Raw genomic sequence first — 18760 nt, 5'->3', positions numbered from 1 at the left:
CCTACTGATGAAGGAATAATTACTGTGACCACCACTTTCCCCGAAGGATTCCTCTGGGGCGGCGCCACCGCCGCCAACCAGATCGAAGGCGCCTACAACGAGGGCGGCAAAGGGCTCTCCATCCAGGACGTGATGCCCAAGGGCATCACCGAAACCCCTACGGAAGGACCGACGCCGGAAAACCTCAAGCAGGTAGCGATCGACTTCTACCACCGCTACGAGGAGGACATCGCCCTCTTTGCGGACCTGGGATTCAAGGTCTACCGCTTCTCCATCGCGTGGAGCCGCATCTTCCCGCTGGGCGACGAGGAAACCCCCAACGCCGAAGGCCTTGCCTTCTACTCCCGCCTGCTGGACGAACTGGAAAAGCACGGCATCGAGCCGCTGGTGACCATCAGCCACTACGAGACCCCGCTGCACCTGGCCCGGAAGTACAACGGCTGGACCAACCGGGAGCTGATCGGTTTCTACGAACGCTACTGCCGCACCCTGTTCGAGCACTTTGGGTCCCGGGTGAAGTACTGGCTGACGTTCAACGAAATCAACTCCGTGCTCCATGAGCCGTTCCTCTCCGGCGGCATCCCCGCGCCCAAGGAGCAGCTCACCAAGCAGGACCTCTACCAGGCCATCCACCACGAGCTGGTGGCGTCCGCGCGGGCCACCAAACTGGCACATGAGCTGATGCCCGGTGCCCAGGTTGGCTGCATGATCCTGGCACTCCCTGTATACCCGCTGACTCCGGACCCGGCCGACGTGGTGGCGGCGATGCATACCGCGCAGGACAGCTACGCGTTCGGCGACATCCACTGCCGCGGCGAGTACCCGGGCTACCTGCTGCGCTACTTCCGGGACAACGGGATCGAGCTGGACATCACCGCGCAGGACCGTGAGGACCTGAAGAACACGGTGGACTTTGTCTCCTTCAGCTACTACATGAGCGTCTGCGAGACGGCGGACCCGGCGAAGAAGGTGACCGGCCCCGGCAACATCATGGGAGGCGTGGTCAACCCCACCCTCGAAGCCTCCGAATGGGGCTGGCAGATCGATCCGCAGGGCCTGCGCGTAGCCCTCAACGATTACTGGGACCGGTGGCAGAAGCCGCTCTTCATCGTGGAAAACGGCGTAGGCGCCAAAGACCAGCTCGTGGAAGTGGACGGGGCCAAAACCGTCGCGGATGATTACCGCATCGCGTACCTCAACGACCACCTGGTGCAGGCCCGTGAAGCCGTGGACGACGGGGTGCAGCTGCTGGGCTACACCGCGTGGGGATGCATCGACGTGGTCAGTGCCTCCACCGCGCAGATGAGCAAGCGCTACGGGTTCATCTACGTGGACCGCAACGATGACGGCACCGGAACCCTTGATCGCTACCCGAAGAAGTCCTACGGGTGGTACAAGGAAGTCATCGCCAGCAACGGCGCGAGCCTGAAGAACTAGCCCCGGTCTGAAAGACTGGCGCCAGCAGAGTTTCCGGACAGGTGCGACGGCTCAAAGCGTTTTAAAAGTCGCCGTACCTGTCCGGAAACTCAAGGCTCGCCACTTGTTCCGCTCGACGATGAAAGGAGGACGACGTGGAGGTGTTGCGCGTTTTCAACAACAACGTCGTCCTCGCCCGCGCCGCCGACAGGGGAGAGGTCATCCTCACCGGCCGCGGCCTGGGGTTCCAGGCCAAACCTGGCCAGCTGGTGGACGAAACCAAGGTGGTACGCGTCTTCGTTCCCGAAGACGGCCGCAACGCCGACAACTTCGGCGCCCTGGTGGCAGCCATCCCGCCCGAGCACCTAACGCTGGCAGACCAGGCGCTGGAAATTGCCCGCGGGGGGATGACAGGATCGCTGAACTCCACCACAGTGGTGGCACTTGCGGACCACCTCAGCTTCGCCATCAAACGGCTTCGGCAGGGCCTGAACATTGAATACCCGCTCCGGGCCGAGGTTGCCCACCTTTACCCGGATGAGCTGCGGATGGGGCAGCAAATCGTCGATTTCGTCAACGACAGACTCGAGGAACAGCTGCCCCGCGACGAGTCGGTTGCAGTGGCACTCCACCTCGTCAACGCAGGCTTCGCCAGCGGCGACCTCTCCTACACGTACCAAATGACGGGCGTCTTCGCCCAGCTCTTTGAGGTCCTGGAGCAGGCTTATGGCCGCGCCTTTGACCGGGAAACCGTCAACGCCGCCCGCTTTATCACCCACCTGCGCTACTTCTTCGTCCGTGCACACACCGGGCGGCAGTTGGCGGAAGGATCAACCGGACTGGGGTCCGCCATCCGCGAAGCCTACCCCGAGGCCTTCGGCACTGCCCTGAAGCTGCAGGCCGTCCTGGAACTCCGGCTCGGCGAGCCCCTCACCGATGACGAGGTAACCTACCTGACCCTTCACGTGGCCCGGATGGCTGACGACCTTCGCCTCAACCAGGGCGCCGAAACCGGCAGCTGAACCACCGGCTGGTTACAACGCGGGGAGCACGTCCCGGGCTTCGCGCGCGTCCATGCCGGTGGCCTCCAGCAGGTCCACCATCAGCGGCCTGTACAGCATCACCACTGTTTCCCCTTCCAGCCTCTGCACCTCCAGCATTTTGGGATGCAGGCGCAGGGCGATTTCGCTCAGGTCCCGGCGGGCCGTGCGCAGGTGGGCGCGGCGGACGCCGTCGTGCGTTTCCGCCAAGCCCAGCGACAACTCGTCAATAGCGGCAGCGGTCTCCTGCAGCACTTCCGCCATGTTCTCCGTCGCCTCATCGGAAAGCGCAGCGTGGTTGATAGCACTGGTGAGCCGGCGTGCGAAGACCCTGCTGTTCCTCAGCGCCAGGTCAATGAAGTCGAGCGACTGCTTGAGCCGGTCCAGTTCCTCCCGGTGCCTCCTGTAGGCCGGCGCGAGGGTGGCCACTTCCCCGGACGCGCGGAGGGACTGGCGCATTCCGTCCACCAGCGGCTGGCAGTTCCTGCCCCGAATAAGGGCGTGCCACGCCTGCGTGGAATCGCTGTTGACGAGCGCGTCGCCGCACTCGCGCAGCACCTCGGCCAGTTCGTGGAGCAGCTTTTGGACGTCCTTGCGGGGCTCCCGCCGGGGGTCCTTGGGGATGAGGATGGTGACCAGTAGGGCGCAGAGGCCGCCCACCACTGCGTCGATGCTCCGCGTGAACGGCCCGCCGGCCGGCGCGGGCAGCAACACAACCAGGAGCGACTGCAGCCCCAGCTGGGTGGTGAAGATGGTGCCGCTGTCGAGGAAGCGTGCCAACAGGATGGAGAAGAGAAGGACGACGGCGGCCTGCCAGATCCCGCCGCCCAGCCAGTGCAGGAGCAGGTCACCCACTGCGATGCCGATGGTGCAGCCCAGGCCCACCTCCACCACCCGGCGCAGCCTCGGTTCCCGGGAAAAGCCCAGGGCGATGAGGGAGGACGTGGCGGCGAACAGGGGACCGGAATGGCCCAGCACATACTCGGCGAAGGCGTAGGCACCCACCGCACAGAGGGTCATCTGGATGGCAGGAAGCAGGGAGTTCCGGCTGCGGATCAGGCCGGTGCGGATACGGCCATGCAGGAACCGCCTGCTTGCTGAGAGTCCTGCTGCGGGGGCCATGACGTCCAGTCTATTGCTGCCTGGACCTTATATTTCTGAAGCCTGTGCACTACGGCCGGACATGTGATCTACGCAATGGGAACCCGGCACTTGTAAGCCAATATCCCGCCGTCGTTAATGTCCCGTTCACTTTGGACCGCCAATCCCGTTACCTGCGGCCCTTAACTTCGATGAAGGTACAAAACGTACGCATCGCGCTGCAGGGCGTCTCCGGTCCTGCCCGCAAGACTGAGACCCTGGAAGGGGTACAACTAGTGAAGGCACTCCGCTTCGGCCGCCACGCGGCTATCGCTGTTATCGCAGCCGGCGCTCTCGCGCTCACCGCCTGCGGTTCAGACAACGCCACGGGCACCTCGCCTACCGGCGGCCAGACTTCAGCCGGCACCAAGGTCACCGGCACCCTCACCGGCATCGGAGCTTCCTCCACCGGTGCAGCCATAGACGCGTGGAAGGCCGGTTTCGCTTCCGCTAACCAGGGCGCCACCGTGCAGTACTCCCCGGACGGCTCCGGCGCAGGCCGCAAGGCCCTCCTCGACGGCTCGGCACAGTTCGCCGGTTCGGACGCCTACCTCAAGGACGAAGAGCTCGAAAGCTCCAAGGCCGTGTGCGGTCCCGACGGTGCCATCAACATCCCCGTCTACATTTCTCCGATCGCCGTGGCCTTCAACCTCCCCGGCATCACCGAGTTGAAGCTCGACGCCGCTACGGTGGCCAAGATCTTCCGCGGCGATATTGCCAAGTGGAACGATCCCGCAATTGCCGCGCTCAACGAGGGCGTTACCCTGCCGGACCTCAAGGTCACACCGGTAAACCGTTCGGATGACTCTGGCACCACCACCAACTTCACCGATTACCTCGCTACGGCAGCTCCTGAGGTCTGGACAGACGAGTCTGACGGCATCTGGCCTGCAACCCTGCAGGGCGAGAACGCCAAGGGCACCTCCGGTGTGGTCAAAACCGTTACCGACACCCCCGGCGCCGTGACCTACGCTGATGACTCCGCTGTTGGCGGCACTCTCGGCACCGCGTCCATCAAGGTGGGCGAGGAATTCGTAGCCATCTCCGCAGAAGCAGCCGCCAAGGCCGTGGAAGCAGGCACCCCCGTTGAAGGCCGCGCCAGCACCGACGTTTCCATCAAGCTGGACCGCAAGACCAGCGCGGCCGGCGCCTACCCGGTGGTCCTCGTTTCCTACCACGTGGTATGCAGCACATACGACAAGCAGGAAACCGTTGACCTGGTCAAGGCCTTCGAGAACTACGTCGTCTCCGAGGAAGGCCAGCAGGCCGCCGCGGATTCCGCCAAGTCCGCCCCGCTCTCCCCGGCCCTGGCCGAGAAGGCCGCCGCGGCCATCGAGTCCATCAAGGTCAAGTCCTAATAACCGCTCTGAACCCGGGTTCCCCGCCTGCCGAAAGGCAGTGCGGGGAACTTGGCTTTGGACGCAGCCTCTTCCCCTCCCAGTAATCGATCGAAGGGCCGTCGAATGACCGCCACCTCCCTGACCAGCACCCAGGGCGCCGGCCGCGCCGGGGACAAAATCTTTTCGGGTGCCGCCCTGGCCGCGGGCTGCCTCATTCTCGCCGTCCTCTTCGGCGTCGCACTCTTCCTGGTGGTCCAGGCCATCCCGGCGCTGACCGCACCGGCCGCCGAGATCCAGGGCGGCGAAGGCTTCTTCGCCTACATCTGGCCCATTGTGATCGGCACGCTCATCGCGGCAGTCATCGCGCTGGTCATCGCCACGCCCATCGCCATCGGCGTCGCGCTGTTCATCTCACACTTTGCCCCGCGCGGGCTCGCGTCCGGCCTGGGGTACGTGGTGGACCTGCTCGCAGCCATCCCGTCTGTAATCTACGGCGCCTGGGGTGCAGCGTTCCTGGCCAAGGAAATCTCCCCGGCTTATAACTGGCTCGCGGGCAACATGGGCTGGCTGCCCATCTTCCAGGGCCCGGCTTCCGCCACTGGCAAGACTATCCTCACGGCAGGAATCGTCCTCTCCGTTATGGTGCTGCCGATCATCACCTCACTTTCCCGCGAGATCTTCCTCCAGACCCCCAAGCTGCATGAGGAAGCCGCGCTCGCTTTGGGCGCCACGCGCTGGGAAATGATCAAGATGTCCGTCCTGCCGTTCGCCCGCCCAGGCATTATCAGCGCCGTTATGCTGGGCCTCGGCCGCGCCCTCGGCGAGACCATGGCCGTGGCCCTGGTGCTCTCCTCCGGCGCGCTGACCGCAAGCCTGATCCAGTCCGGCAACCAGACAATCGCCGCGGAGATCGCCCTGAACTTCCCCGAGGCAAGCGGGCTCAAGGTCAGCACGCTGATCGCCGCCGGCCTGGTCCTGTTCGTCATCACCCTGGCCGTGAACATGATCGCGCGCTGGATCATCACCCGGCACAAAGAATTCTCGGGAGCCAACTAATGACCTCCACGCTTACTCCCGTACGCAAGCGCTCGGCGCTTACCAAGGGCCAGTTGCCCAAGTACGCGCCCTACGTGGTCCTGGCCGTCGCGCTGATCGTCGGTGCGGCCATCCTCGCCCTGGTGGGCTTTAACGCGTTCGGCTGGGGCATAGTCTCCGCGATCCTGTTCGCCATCGGCCTGGTGTCCTGGAGCGCCGCCGTCGAGGGGTCCCGCAAGGCCAAGGACAAACTGGCCACCTGCCTGGTGGTGGGTTCCTTCCTCGTGGCCCTGCTCCCGCTCTTCTCGGTGATCTGGACCGTGCTCGTCAACGGTGTGCCCGGGCTCCTTACGCCCGGATTCCTCACCACCTCCATGAACGGCGTCACCGGCGTCTTCGACACCAGGGCAGTGGAACAAGGCACCCCGGTCCTGGGCGGCATCTACCACGCGCTCCTGGGCACGGTTCAGATCACGCTGCTGGCAACCATCATCTCGGTGCCGGTGGGCCTGCTGACCGCCATCTACCTGGTGGAATATGGCAACGACGGCCGGCTTGCCCGCGCCATCACGTTCTTCGTTGACGTAATGACCGGCATCCCCTCCATCGTGGCCGGCCTCTTCGCCGCGGCCTTCTTCTTCGCCGTGGTTGGCCCGGGCACCAAGACCGGTGCCGTTGCCGCCGTCGCCCTTTCCGTGCTGATGATCCCCGTGGTGGTGCGGTCCAGCGAGGAAATGCTGAAGATCGTTCCCAACGAACTGCGCGAGGCCGCGTACGCCCTGGGCGTGCGCAAGTGGCGGACCATTGTCAAGGTGGTCATCCCGACGGCGATTTCCGGCATCGCGTCCGGCGTCACCCTGGCGATCGCCCGCGTCATTGGCGAGACTGCCCCCATCCTGGTCACCGCAGGCTTCGCCACCAGCATCAATTCCAACGTGTTCAGCGGCTGGATGGCCTCGCTGCCCACATTCATCTACACCCAGATCCTGAATCCCACCTCACCGGCCAACCCGGACCCATCGTCACAGCGGGCCTGGGGTGCAGCCCTGGTGCTGATCATCCTGGTGATGATCCTCAACCTGGGCGCCCGGCTGATCGCCAGGGTCTTCGCCCCCAAGACAGGCCGCTGACCGCCTGCTCCTTCCGGTCCCACGGGCCGGGTCATAGACTTCAATTCATACCCAGTTAGTGAAGGAACATCATGTCTAAGCGCATCGACGTCAAGGACCTGAACGTGTACTACGGCGAATTCCTCGCGGTGGAAGACGTCACCATCAACATCGAGGCCAAGTCCGTCACCGCCTTTATCGGTCCGTCCGGCTGCGGTAAGTCCACCTTCCTGCGGACCCTCAACCGCATGCACGAGGTGCTTCCCGGTGCCCGCGTGGAGGGCGAGGTCCTGCTCGACGGTGACAACCTGTACGGCCCCGGCGTGGATCCCGTAACTGTCCGCTCGCAGATCGGCATGGTCTTCCAGCGGCCCAACCCGTTCCCCACCATGTCCATCAGGGACAACGTGCTGGCCGGCGTGAAGCTGAACAACAAAAAAATCTCCAAGGGCGAGGCTGACGTCCTGGTGGAGCGCTCGCTAAAGGGCGCCAACCTGTGGAACGAGGTCAAGGACCGCCTGGACAAGCCCGGTTCAGGCCTCTCGGGCGGCCAGCAGCAGCGGCTCTGCATCGCCCGGGCCATCGCCGTGGAACCGCAGGTGATCCTGATGGACGAGCCCTGCTCCGCGCTGGACCCCATCTCCACCCTGGCCATCGAGGACCTCATCAACGAGCTCAAGGACCAGTACACCGTGGTGATCGTGACCCACAACATGCAGCAGGCAGCCCGCGTTTCGGACCGGACCGCCTTCTTCAACATCGCGGGCACCGGCAAGCCCGGCAAGCTGATTGAGATCGGGGACACCCACACCATCTTCAGCAACCCCACCCAGAAGGCAACTGAGGACTACGTCTCCGGCCGGTTCGGATAATCCCCAGCCGCGCCCCAGGCTCGCACGTTCGCCCGGGGACCCCTGCGGCCGTGGGCCCACAGCCGGCTGGACCGGGCACTCGCCCCGGGCGGCTACTCGGGCACTTCCAGCTGGAAGCCGCACCGGCAGCGCAGGACCCTGGTGGGAAGTGAGACGGCGCTGAGTCCGCCACTGCCGCTGCTGGTGCGGTAGCACAAGCGTTCAATTTCGAACTCGGCTGCCTCCATGGGGAAGCCGCAGTGGACGTACTCATCACCGAACATAACCACCTTGGCCATCCAGCGCACCTGGTGCAGGGCCGCGGCCACGTCCGCCGCGTACGCAAGGTGTTCGTGGAACCGGCGGCAGTCATTGCAGGTGTACGAAACGGTGACCAGGTCACCGTTGGCTGCCCCCATCGCTGTGATGGCGTGGATGGTCAGGTGGTGTTGCGTCCCGCAGGTTTCGCATTCCATCTGCCGTGGCTGGGGCAGGGAGTGCCGGGGATTCGAGTTGGACACGGTGCTCTTTTCCGCGATGTGCATCCGGGCCGCCGGTATTCTGCAGCGGCGTTGGTCCGCGGCCCTGCACCCGGCGGCGGATGTCGGCCCCGGCAGCAGCGCTTGGGGCGTACTGTCGAAATTACGTCAGACGTGTCAGCCTGTACAGGGCAGCAGGGACTTCCAGGCTCCCCCCGGGGAATGACGGCGCGGGCCACCGTGCGGCCACCGTTCACCCAGCCAGCGGGGACAGTGCCAGGGCCAGGACAAACGCGAGGGCGGCCGTCGCCGCCGGCGTCAGGATCCACAGTGCCACGATGCGGATCACCAGCTTCCGGTTGGTCACCGAAAAGTTCTGGTTTTCACCGGCGCCCAGCACCGCGGAGGTGACTGTATGCGTGGTGGAGAGCGGCCACTGCAGGCCAATCGCGCCCACAAACAGCATGAGGGCGCTGAAGATCTGCGCCACCGAGCCGCGCAGCGGATCAATCTTGGTGATTTTGTAGCCGATGGTGTGCGAGATCCGCCAGCCCCCGTACAGCGTGCCGGCAGTGATCATCACCGCCGTAAGCAGCGCCACCCACACGGGGATGGTGCCGCCGTCGGAATAGCCCGCGGCCAGCAGGGCGAGGATCAGCACGGCGCTGATCCGCTGCCCGTCCTGCAGGCCGTGGCCAAAGGCGACCGCCCCGGCAGCTATGGACTGGCTCCGGCGGAACCGCTGGTTGACCACGCTGGGTTGTGTGTAGCGGGCAGCCCAGGTGGCCGGGTACACGAGCAGGAAGGTGCCGCTGTAGGCCACCAGCGGCGACAGCACCAGTGGCAGGACCACCTGAAACAACAGGGAATGGTCCACCCCGCCCACGCCCGTACCGCCCACCGCCAGGCTGGCGAGCCCGGCGCCGGCGAGGCCCCCTACCAGGGCGTGCGTTGAAGAGGCCGGAATGCCCCGCCACCACAGCAGTATGCCCCACGTGATGGCGCTGCCAAGACCGGCGAGCAGGATGCTGAGGCCGTCCGTCCCTTCGGGCAGGTGGATCCAGGTCTGGCTGACGGCCACCGCCAGGAGTGCGCTCATCAGGGCACCCAGGAAGTTGAAGAAGGCGGCCAGCAGCACTGCCACGCTAGGTGTGAGTGCACGGGTCCGGACGGCAAGGGCCACCGAGGTGGAGACGTCGCGGAAGCCGTTGACGAACGCGAACACGGCTGCCAGCAGGACCACCGCGCCGAAGACGACAGCTGTCACCTCAGGATTCCTTGACGATGATGCTGCCTACCTGGGTGGCGATCCGCCGCATGTCCTTGGTAACGTCCACCAGTTGGTCGGCGACATCACGGTTCCGTGAGTACTGCGCCCACTTCATGTCCCTGATCATGTCCGCCACCCAGACCCGGTGCGTCCGTTCAGCACGCTTGGCCAGGCGGAGGATCTCGATCCAGTAATCCTCCAGGTCGTCCAGGTTGTCGAGCCGGCGCATGGCGTCCACGGTGAGCTCGGCCTGCCGGCTGATGATTTCCAGCTGGTCCGCGGCACGCTTGGGCAGCCGCTCGAGGCGGTACAGCGCCACCAGTTCAGCCGCGCCATCCAGCTTCTCGATGGCTTCGTTGAGGTAGCGGGACAGGGCATACATGTCTTCGCGGGGGAGCGGGTTCACGAAGCTGGTGCGCATGTGGGTGAGGAGGGCGAAGTGCAGCTCCGCGGATTTGGCCTCGTGGTTGTGCATGTCCTCCACGAGCTTGCCGTGCTCTGCGGCGGGTACGCCGAGGATTTCAGCCAGGGTGGCGCTGGCCAGCACGATTTGCTGTGCCATCTGCGATAAGAGGTTCAGCCCGGCGGGCTCCTGGGGAAAAAGGCGCAGCTTCACAGTTACCGGTCTCCGGGATAAGTACGGGGCGGGAGTTGCCTGCCGTGTGACTTGACCCCGGCGCGCAACTGACCCTAACTCTACCGGCCCGTAACTGCACCCCTGAAATGGACCTTGAGGAGATGTGCAGGAAGGAAATAGGCGATCGGTAATTGGGCAGAAAAATGGTGCCGAACCGGATACGCCTCTCGGCGGTAGGCCGCTCTAGGCGGCTGAATGTTGAAGCCCGGGGGTTTCGCGGCTCGGCACCAGTTTCAGTGTTCTACGTTGGTTGGCCCAAGTCAACATTGACAGATCCGGGCTCTTGGGCCATTAGGCTTCGGTCAGTCGAGTTCGCCCAAACGCCATGCGTTGGCGGCGTGCTCAAGGTCCTCGGCGGTCTTTACCAGCTGATGCGAGTTGCGGGTGAGTTTGCTGGCGTGCGCCTCGTTGCCGTGCTCGGCACCATCGGCCAGCGTGGCCTGGCCGAGCGCCACCACCCGGCAGAACGCGGCGGAACGTTCCAGCGCGACGTCGAACTCGCCGTCGAACGCGCCCGAAAGGATGGCGTCAGCCATCGCTTTCATCTCGTCAGCGCCGGGAGGCTCGGCGGCCCCGGCCACCACGTTGGAGACCTGTGCGGTGTCCTTGCCTGCGCGGAAGTACACCGAAATGCGCTCCGGGTCCTGGACTGTGGCCGCGCGCAAGGCGTACAGCCGCCACAGCGCGCCGGGCAGCGAACGGGCCGGGCTTTCGGCCCACATCTCCGCGATGGCCTCCAGTCCCTGCTCGTCCGCAAGCTTCACCAGCCGATCGGTCACCACGGGGTCGTCGCTGTCCCGGCCGTGGCGGACCAGCGCCTGGGCAGCGAGGTGCGCCGCTTCGGACACGCGGGCGGGGTCGGCGCCGCCGGCGAAGGGTTCGAAGTCGACTGGCGCGAAAGGCTTCGGCTTGTGGTGCCGGTTGGCGCCGCCGTAATGACTGGAACCTGTTTGCTCGCTCATGCCCCCACGCTACTCCTGTGCCCCGCGGGAAATCGAGCACCAGGACATAGCCAGTGCGTGCGGAGGCAGGGCGCGACGGCGGAGCGCGGCGTGCGTGCGAATGGTGCCTTGACCATGGGTTAGAGTATTAACGTCCAGAAATGGATGGGCCGGGTTGGCCGGCACAGCGTGCCGACGCAGCCCGGTTGGGGCCTTTAGCTCAGTTGGTAGAGCATCGGACTTTTAATCCGTGGGTCGTGGGTTCGAGCCCCACAGGGCCCACTCTTTTAGCGAAGAGCGGGAAATCCCCCGGCAGCCTCCCCGAGGCCGCCGGGGGATTTCTTGTTGGCGGCAACCGGCACAATGGGGGCATGACAAAAAGCAGCACCGGGCGGCTGCCGCGCCTTGAGGACGTGGCCGAACTTGCCGGCGTCTCGCACCAGACCGTTTCCCGGGTGGTCAACGGCCACCCCAATGTCAGCAAGGCAACCCGGGAAAAGGTCGAGGCTGCCATCGCCGAGCTTGGCTACCGGCGGAACACAGCAGCCCGGAGCCTGGTGACCCGGCGCTCGCAAACCATCGGTGTGCTCGGCAGCGAGCTTTCCCAGTACGGCCCCGCCAACACGCTCCTTGGAGTGGAGCAGGCAGCCCGGAACGCAGGCTACTTCGTCAGCATCGCCGCGCTGCGTTCGGTGGGCAGGGACGCCATCCTCGATGCGCTAAGGCACTTCCTGGACCAGGCGGTGGATGGCATCGCCGTCCTGGTGCCGCACACCGAAACCCTGCGGATCCTGGAGGAATTTAATCCCGGCGTGCCCGTGGTGGCTGTCGGCTCGGCGGGCAACGATGCCGTGAGCGGGGCGATGGTGGACCAGAAGCGCGGCGCGGAGATCGCCGTCGGACATCTCATCGAACTGGGGCACACGAGGATCGGACACGTTGCCGGGCCCGCGGACTGGATCGACGGCGCCCTGCGGACCGAGGGCTGGCGCGCGGCGCTGCAGCATGCCGGGCTTCAGGACGACCTGCTGCTGGAAGGCGACTGGAGCGCCGGCAGCGGTTACGCCATCGGGCGGCAGCTGGCAGCGGAACGGGCGGCAACCGCAGTGTTCGTGGGCAATGACCAGATGGCACTCGGGGTGCTTCGCGCCTTCAACGAGGCGGGGGTCAGGGTGCCCGACGACGTTTCCGTCGTCGGCTTCGACGACCAGCCGGAGTCCGGCTACTTCACCCCGCCGCTCACCACCGTTCGCCAGGACTTCGAAGAGCTGGGCAGGCGCTGCATGGACACCATGCTGAAGGAGATTGAGGCGGGCGCCGCCGTCAGCTCAACCGTGGTCATCCCGGAGTTGGTGCGCCGGGGGAGCACAGCTCCGCTGCCGGGCTGAGGACCAGCCGGCAAACCGGGGCCAGTAAGTGACGGCCGCATTCGACGCCAGTGCCGCGCCCATGTGCAGGTACAGCATCAGGTGCAGCGAATAACCCGCCGGCGCGGCCGGCTCACCGGCCCGCAATGGTTCCTGAGCCACTCCGCCGTGCCCGTGCACTGAAAGCCCGCTTCCGGAGCCGCCGGCAAAAACCGCAAACCCCACGTGAAGCAGCTGCTGGGCCACCCCGCACAAAAGCAGCAGTGCCCAGCCCGGCAACGGGAAGCGCCCCAGTATTGCCGCCGCCATGGCGAACAGCGCGGTCAGCGCCCCAAGGATCATGAGGCTGGGCGCGGGGCCTCCGGCCGCAATGTGGGCAGCCAGTCCGAAGCCGGTGGAGAGCGGACCTGCCAGCCACGCGAGACCGCCGGCACGGGCGGGCGGTTTTGCGTCGTCCACGGAGCTCCTTCCGGTTGTGCTGCGATTCAGTCTGTCCGTACCCCTTCAGGCAGCGTCCCACACTTCCCGGCGCGCCCGGCATAGTTCCGGGAACGAGCAGACGACCTTTCGAGCCGCTAGAGCATTCAACGCCGCCATTGACATGAACCTTGTTAGCGCTCACAATGAAAGGGTCGCGAAGCTGCGGCAGCTATCGGAGGAACTCTTTTATGGACGTCACAGCAGACACGGACAGCTACGTCATCGGTGTGGACTATGGAACGCTTTCCGGCCGGGCAGTGGTGGTCCGCGTCCGCGACGGCAAGGAGGTCGGCAGCGGTGTATACGAGTACCCCCACGCGGTGGTTACAGGCGCGCTCCCCGTGGATGTGACCGGTGCCGGCGCCCAGAGCGCCCGGCTTCCCGGGGAGTGGGCGCTTCAGGTGCCCAACGATTACCGCGATGTCCTGCGGGTTGCGGTACCGGCAGCAGTCGCCGAAGCAGGGATCGACCCGGCCGCCGTGGTCGGAATTGCCACGGATTTCACTGCCTGCACCATGGTTCCGGCCAAGGCTGACGGCACGCCGTTGAATGAACTGCCCGGATTCGAGAACCGGCCGCACGCGTACGTGAAGCTGTGGCGCCATCACGCCGCGCAGGGCCAGGCCGACCGGATCAACCAGTTAGCTGCCGAACGGGGCGAGGACTGGCTGCCGCGCTACGGCGGGCTGATCTCCTCCGAATGGGAGTTCGCCAAGGGACTGCAGCTCCTGGAGGAGGACCCGGAAGCCTACGCGGCCATGGACCACTGGGTCGAAGCGGCCGACTGGATCGTCTGGCAGCTGTGCGGCCAGTACGTCCGCAACGCCTGCACCGCCGGGTACAAAGGAATCTACCAGGATGGGCGTTACCCGTCGGAGGACTTCCTGGCGGCCCTGAACCCGCAGTTCAAGGACTTCGTCAGCACCAAGCTCGAGCACACGATCGGCCGGCTCGGCGACGCTGCCGGGTACCTCACTGCCGAGGCTGCTGCCTGGACGGGTCTGCCCGAGGGCATCGCCGTGGCGGTGGGCAACGTGGACGCCCATGTGACGGCGCCTGCTGCGAGGGCGGTGGATCCCGGCCAGCTGGTGGCCATCATGGGTACCTCCACCTGCCACGTTATGAACGGCACCGAACTGCGAGAAGTGCCCGGGATGTGCGGGGCGGTGGACGGCGGGATCGTGGACGGACTCTGGGGCTACGAAGCCGGTCAGTCCGGTGTAGGCGACATCTTCGGCTGGTTCACGAAGTACGGCGTGCCGCCCGAATACCACCAGGCAGCGGAATCAGCCGGGCTCGGCATCCACGAATACCTCACCGAACTGGCGTCCCAGCAGGCCATCGGTGAGCACGGCCTCATCGCCCTTGACTGGCATTCGGGCAACCGCTCGGTGCTGGTGGACCACGAGCTCTCCGGCATCGTGGTAGGGCAGACCCTTGCCACGCGGCCCGAGGATTCCTACCGGGCACTGCTGGAGGCCACCGCCTTTGGCACCCGGACCATTGTGGACGCGTTCCGCGACTCGGGTGTTCCGGTGAAGGAGTTCATCGTGGCCGGCGGCCTGCTGAAGAACCCGCTCCTGATGCAGATCTACGCGGACGCCACTAATCTGCAGTTATCCACGATCGGTTCCGCCCAGGGCCCGGCCCTCGGTTCCGCCATCCACGCCGCCGTCGCTGCGGGACAGTACCCAAACATCCGCGAAGCCGCCTCGGCGATGGGTTCCGAACCCGGCGAGGTCTACACACCGATCCCGGAAAACGTGGCCGCGTACGGGGAACTCTTCCAGGAGTACAAGGTTCTGCACGACTACTTCGGCCGCGGGAGCAACGACGTGATGCACCGGCTCAAAGCCATCCAGCGCAGGGCGGCCGGCTCCGTTTTTGAACCTGCGGCCAACACTTCCGCGGCTGCTGCGGAGGTGCCGGCATGAGCGCAGGAACTGGAACCGGAATCCTGGGCACTATTGCCCGCGTTCGGGAGGAAGTCTGTGCCCTGCACGCAGAGCTGACCCGGTATGGATTGGTGGTGTGGACGGCGGGGAACGTCTCGGCCAGGGTTCCCGGCCACGAGCTGATGGTGATCAAGCCGTCCGGCGTCTCGTACCAGGACCTGACCCCGGAACAGATGGTGGTCACGGATCTCTACGGGGTGCCCGTGGATGGCGATGCCGCAGGTGAGTGGGGCAACCCGGCGCTGTCGCCGTCGTCGGACACTGCTGCGCACGCTTACGTGTACCGGCACATGCCCGAGGTGGGCGGGGTGGTGCACACGCACTCCACCTATGCCACCGCGTGGGCGGCCCGCGGGGAGGCGATCCCGTGCGTGCTGACCATGATGAGCGACGAATTCGGCGGATCCATCCCGGTGGGGCCGTTCGCGCTGATCGGTGACGATTCCATCGGCCACGGGATCGTGGAGACGCTGAAAAACTCCAATTCCCCGGCGGTGCTGATGCAGAACCACGGGCCGTTCACCATCGGCAAGGACGCCAAGTCCGCGGTGAAGGCGGCAGTGATGTGCGAGGAAGTGGCCCGCACGGTCCACATCGCACGGCAGCTCGGCGAGCCCGTCGCCATCGACCAGGGCCACATCGACTCCCTCTACGCCCGCTACCAGAACGTCTACGGCCAGTAAACCCAGGCGAGTAAGCCCATGCCAGTAGACCCGCCCCCAAACTTTTCAGGAGACCCATGAGCAGCGCAGCAAACACTTCCCTTGACGGCTACGAGGTCTGGTTCCTCACCGGCAGCCAGCACCTGTACGGCGAGGACGTCCTAAAACAGGTGGCCGCCCAGTCCCAGGAGATCGCCAACCAGCTCAACGCTTCATCCTCGGTGCCGGTGCGGATCGTGTGGAAGCCGGTCCTGACCGACTCGGACGCCATCCGGCGTACGGCCCTGGAGGCCAACTCGGACGATTCCGTCATCGGCGTCACCGCGTGGATGCACACCTTCTCGCCGGCCAAGATGTGGATCCAGGGCCTGGACCTGCTGCGCAAGCCGCTGCTGCACCTGCACACCCAGGCCAACCGGGACCTGCCCTGGGCGGACATCGACTTCGACTTCATGAACCTGAATCAGGCCGCCCACGGTGACCGCGAGTTCGGCTACATCCAGTCCCGCCTCGGCATTGCCCGCAAGACCGTTGTGGGGCACGTGTCAAACCCCGAGGTGGCCCGCCAGGTGGGGTCCTGGCAGCGCGCCGCCGCCGGCTGGGCTGCCGTGCGGACCCTGAAGCTGACCCGCTTCGGCGACAACATGCGCAACGTCGCCGTCACCGAAGGCGACAAGACCGAGGCCGAGCTGCGCTTCGGCGTCGCGGTCAACACCTGGTCCGTCAACGAACTCGCCGACGCCGTGCACGGCGCCGCGGAGTCCGACGTCGACGCGCTGGTCGCCGAGTACGAGGACCTTTACGACGTGGTGCCGGAGCTCCGCGCAGGCGCGCCCCGCCACGAATCGCTGCGTTACGGGGCCCGGATTGAGCTGGGCCTGCGCAGTTTCCTGGAAGCGAACGGGTCAGCCGCGTTCACTACCTCCTTCGAGGACCTCGGCGCGCTTCGCCAGCTCCCCGGCCTGGCGGTGCAGCGGCTCATGGCGGCCGGCTACGGCTTCGGCGCCGAGGGCGACTGGAAGACTGCCATCCTGGTCCGCGCCGCGAAGGTCATGGGCGCGGGACTGCCCGGCGGAGCGTCCCTGATGGAGGATTACACCTACCACCTGGAACCCGGCGCCGAGAAAATCCTGGGCGCGCACATGCTGGAGGTCTGCCCCTCCCTGACCGCCGGCAAGCCGCGACTGGAAATCCATCCGCTCGGCATCGGCGGGAAGGAAGACCCCGTCCGCCTGGTGTTCGACGCCGATGCCTCCCCGGGCGTCGTCGTGGCCCTTTCGGACATGCGCGACCGGTTCCGCCTGGTGGCCAACGCCGTGGACGTGGTCCCGCTGGACCGGCCCCTGCCGAACCTTCCCGTGGCCCGCGCGCTGTGGCAGCCCAAACCTGACTTTGCCACCTCCGCCGCCGCCTGGCTCACCGCCGGCGCCGCGCACCACACGGTGCTCTCCACCCAAGTGGGCATGGGTGTATTCGAGGACTTCGCGGAAATCGCCAAAACCGAGCTTCTGACCATCGACGAGGGAACCACCATCCGCCAGTTCAAAAAGGACCTGAACTGGAACGCCGCCTACTACAAACTGGCCGGCGGAATCTAGGCAGCCCTTCCCGAAAGCAGTGCTTCCTCCTGGGTGTGTGCCGCCTGGCTTGCTTAGTGGCCGAAGTGTGCGCGTGGAGGGCCCTCAGGCAACCGCTCGAGGATGTCCTCCGCCACCCTGCGGACCTTGATATTCCGGTGGCTTGACGCCTTGGCCAGGATCGAAAAGGCCTCGTGGTAGGAGCACCTGTTCTGGGCCATGATCACGCCGCATGCCACGTTGATGGACGTGCGGCTGTCCAATGCCAAACGCAGGTCCGAGGCCGTGGACCTCGCGTTGTGCAGGTCGAGGGCCATCTGCAGGCTCTTGGAGGCAAGGCCCGCGAAGGCCCGTGCCTCCGAAATTACCTGCAGCGGGAACGCCTTGGCGTCCTGGGCAAAAAAAGCCAGGGCCGCGCTGGTCTGGCGGACAGGAGTGCCATCGTCCCGCACCTCCCCGTCCTGGTCCAGGCGGAGCCGGACGCCCAGGACGCTGCCCACGGTGGCCAGCTGCAACTGGCTGCAATACCGCGGCCAGCGGAAGTCCCCACTTCTTTGCAGCACTGCCACGGGATGTCCCCCGGACAGGACCTCACTGACCGGCCCTTCGCCCGCTTCCTGCTCCCACTCCAGCAGGCGGATGATTTCCGGGGAGGTGCCGGTGATGGCCGGCGCCCTCTTCGTCTGGTGCACCACCACGCCGCATTCAATGACAAGGCCTGCCGTGGGGACAACGGCCCGGGCGGATGCGGCCGCGAGCAGTTTAAGGGAGTCGTGCAGTGTCTCCGTGCCTGTCATCAGGTCCAGCAGGATCCCGTCCGGTTTACCTGCTGCGGAAGCTTTCGCTGCTGTGGGGGTCGCTGTCCTTGGTTGCCGCGGGGTTGCCGGCGCAGTGTGCCCCAACGGGGAGTTTCCGCGTGGGCCGGTTCCCGGAGTGGCGGCGCCCTGCCGGTGGTGATTGGGGCTCTGCGGGGAAGTGAGAGGGCCGGCGACGGCTGGGGGAGAGGCCTTGGTCTCGAAGGCCTCCTCGTCGCCGGCCCCGTCTAGTGCCCGGGTCCGTCGGACCGGGAAGTCGGAGCTTGCGTATCGTGCATGCATTTCGTCTCACACCCCCTCGTGAGTCAAGTACCGCGAGCCAAAACATGTCTTGTCTCTGTGAAAAACCTAGTTGCGTGGCGGCCTGGGGAGAACGCGTAACCGGTACTCGTTTTTGTAATTAGGTACTACTTGGTTTTTTGCCCTTTCTACCTGTTTTTGGTGTCTTCGCAGGTGGGCGTCCCGGCCCCGCCGGGGACCGCACTGCACGCATCCGAGACCTATGTCCGGCCGCCGGGGTTGACTCGAGCCGCAGCCCCGTCAACAATGTTTCTATAACGTTGTAAAAAAATCAGAAGAAACCCAGGAACGAGGACGTTTTCGTGGCAACAACAGAACCGGCAGGTCCCGGGACCAGCGACGCAGG

Annotated in this window: 17 protein-coding genes and 1 tRNA gene; 11 read left to right on the top strand and 7 right to left on the bottom strand. The window is 65.6% G+C overall.

All coding sequences use genetic code 11. The annotated features are described in order from the left end of the window. Positions 1-15: 15 nt before the first annotated feature. Both QFZ70_RS16195 and QFZ70_RS16190 read left to right on the top strand, forming a co-directional pair. Positions 16-1437 carry a glycoside hydrolase family 1 protein gene (locus QFZ70_RS16195; protein ID WP_373461688.1) on the top strand — a complete coding sequence of 474 codons (1422 nt, stop codon included), beginning with the start codon at positions 16-18 and terminating at the stop codon, positions 1435-1437. A gap of 134 nt (positions 1438-1571) precedes the next feature. Then, positions 1572-2438 carry a PRD domain-containing protein gene (locus QFZ70_RS16190; protein WP_307097051.1) on the top strand — a complete coding sequence of 289 codons (867 nt, stop codon included), beginning with the start codon at positions 1572-1574 and terminating at the stop codon, positions 2436-2438. Positions 2439-2450: 12 nt separating this feature from the next. Here QFZ70_RS16190 and QFZ70_RS16185 read toward each other — a convergent pair whose 3' ends face one another. Beyond that, complete coding sequence (locus QFZ70_RS16185) at positions 2451-3578, bottom strand: aromatic acid exporter family protein (protein ID WP_307097049.1); 1128 nt, start codon at positions 3576-3578, stop codon at positions 2451-2453. 254 nt (positions 3579-3832) lie between these two features. On the opposite strand from QFZ70_RS16185, the gene pstS reads away from it, so the two are divergent. From pstS to pstB, 4 genes are all read left to right on the top strand, one after another. Next, entirely contained in the window at positions 3833-4954 is a 1122-nt protein-coding gene (gene pstS, locus QFZ70_RS16180) for a phosphate ABC transporter substrate-binding protein PstS (protein WP_307097912.1), read from the top strand. 105 nt (positions 4955-5059) lie between these two features. Next, positions 5060-5992, top strand: a complete 933-nt coding sequence (gene pstC, locus QFZ70_RS16175) for a phosphate ABC transporter permease subunit PstC (protein ID WP_307097047.1) — start codon at positions 5060-5062, stop codon at positions 5990-5992. Further along, positions 5992-7101: a phosphate ABC transporter permease PstA gene (gene pstA / locus QFZ70_RS16170; RefSeq protein WP_307097046.1), complete on the top strand. Its 1110-nt coding sequence runs from the start codon at positions 5992-5994 to the stop codon at positions 7099-7101. Before pstC ends, pstA begins: the two co-directional genes overlap by 1 nt. Positions 7102-7172: 71 nt before the next feature. After that, a complete protein-coding gene (gene pstB / locus QFZ70_RS16165) occupies positions 7173-7952 on the top strand; it encodes a phosphate ABC transporter ATP-binding protein PstB (protein WP_307097044.1) in 780 nt (259 codons plus the stop codon). 92 nt (positions 7953-8044) lie between these two features. On the opposite strand, the gene QFZ70_RS16160 is transcribed toward pstB, so the two are convergent. From QFZ70_RS16160 to QFZ70_RS16145, 4 genes are all read right to left on the bottom strand, one after another. Then, a complete protein-coding gene (locus tag QFZ70_RS16160; RefSeq protein ID WP_307097043.1) occupies positions 8045-8476 on the bottom strand; it encodes a hypothetical protein in 432 nt (143 codons plus the stop codon). Positions 8477-8663: 187 nt separating this feature from the next. Beyond that, positions 8664-9677 carry an inorganic phosphate transporter gene (locus QFZ70_RS16155; RefSeq protein ID WP_307097042.1) on the bottom strand — a complete coding sequence of 338 codons (1014 nt, stop codon included), beginning with the start codon at positions 9675-9677 and terminating at the stop codon, positions 8664-8666. Between the two features lies 1 nt (position 9678). Beyond that, on the bottom strand, positions 9679-10296 hold the full coding sequence (locus QFZ70_RS16150; protein WP_307097040.1) for a nuclease PIN: 618 nt from the start codon (positions 10294-10296) through the stop codon (positions 9679-9681). A 323-nt stretch (positions 10297-10619) separates the two neighbouring features. After that, entirely contained in the window at positions 10620-11279 is a 660-nt protein-coding gene (locus QFZ70_RS16145; protein WP_104044197.1) for a hypothetical protein, read from the bottom strand. Positions 11280-11467: 188 nt separating this feature from the next. On the opposite strand from QFZ70_RS16145, the gene QFZ70_RS16140 reads away from it, so the two are divergent. Together QFZ70_RS16140 and QFZ70_RS16135 are read left to right on the top strand one after the other, a co-directional pair. Beyond that, positions 11468-11540, top strand: a tRNA-Lys gene (locus tag QFZ70_RS16140). A gap of 89 nt (positions 11541-11629) precedes the next feature. Then, complete coding sequence (locus QFZ70_RS16135) at positions 11630-12646, top strand: LacI family DNA-binding transcriptional regulator (protein WP_307097039.1); 1017 nt, start codon at positions 11630-11632, stop codon at positions 12644-12646. On the opposite strand, the gene QFZ70_RS16130 is transcribed toward QFZ70_RS16135, so the two are convergent. After that, positions 12587-13084 carry a hypothetical protein gene (locus tag QFZ70_RS16130; RefSeq protein WP_307097038.1) on the bottom strand — a complete coding sequence of 166 codons (498 nt, stop codon included), beginning with the start codon at positions 13082-13084 and terminating at the stop codon, positions 12587-12589. The two genes, QFZ70_RS16135 and QFZ70_RS16130, sit on opposite strands and share 60 nt — an antisense overlap. A gap of 209 nt (positions 13085-13293) precedes the next feature. On the opposite strand from QFZ70_RS16130, the gene araB reads away from it, so the two are divergent. From araB to araA, 3 genes are read left to right on the top strand one after another with little or no spacing between them, the layout of a single operon-like run. Then, positions 13294-15039: a ribulokinase gene (gene araB / locus QFZ70_RS16125; RefSeq protein ID WP_307097035.1), complete on the top strand. Its 1746-nt coding sequence runs from the start codon at positions 13294-13296 to the stop codon at positions 15037-15039. Beyond that, positions 15036-15743, top strand: a complete 708-nt coding sequence (locus QFZ70_RS16120) for an L-ribulose-5-phosphate 4-epimerase (protein WP_307097033.1) — start codon at positions 15036-15038, stop codon at positions 15741-15743. Before araB ends, QFZ70_RS16120 begins: the two co-directional genes overlap by 4 nt. Positions 15744-15799: 56 nt before the next feature. After that, on the top strand, positions 15800-17320 hold the full coding sequence (gene araA, locus QFZ70_RS16115) for an L-arabinose isomerase (protein WP_307097032.1): 1521 nt from the start codon (positions 15800-15802) through the stop codon (positions 17318-17320). Positions 17321-17373: 53 nt separating this feature from the next. On the opposite strand, the gene QFZ70_RS16110 is transcribed toward araA, so the two are convergent. After that, complete coding sequence (locus tag QFZ70_RS16110; RefSeq protein WP_307097031.1) at positions 17374-18096, bottom strand: ANTAR domain-containing protein; 723 nt, start codon at positions 18094-18096, stop codon at positions 17374-17376. Positions 18097-18760 lie beyond the last annotated feature (664 nt).

Origin of the sequence: Arthrobacter sp. V1I9, assembly GCF_030817075.1 — a bacterium.
Classification (GTDB): domain Bacteria; phylum Actinomycetota; class Actinomycetes; order Actinomycetales; family Micrococcaceae; genus Arthrobacter.
The sequence above is the reverse complement of the archived record's forward strand: the minus strand, read 5'-3'. Positions and strand labels throughout refer to the sequence as shown.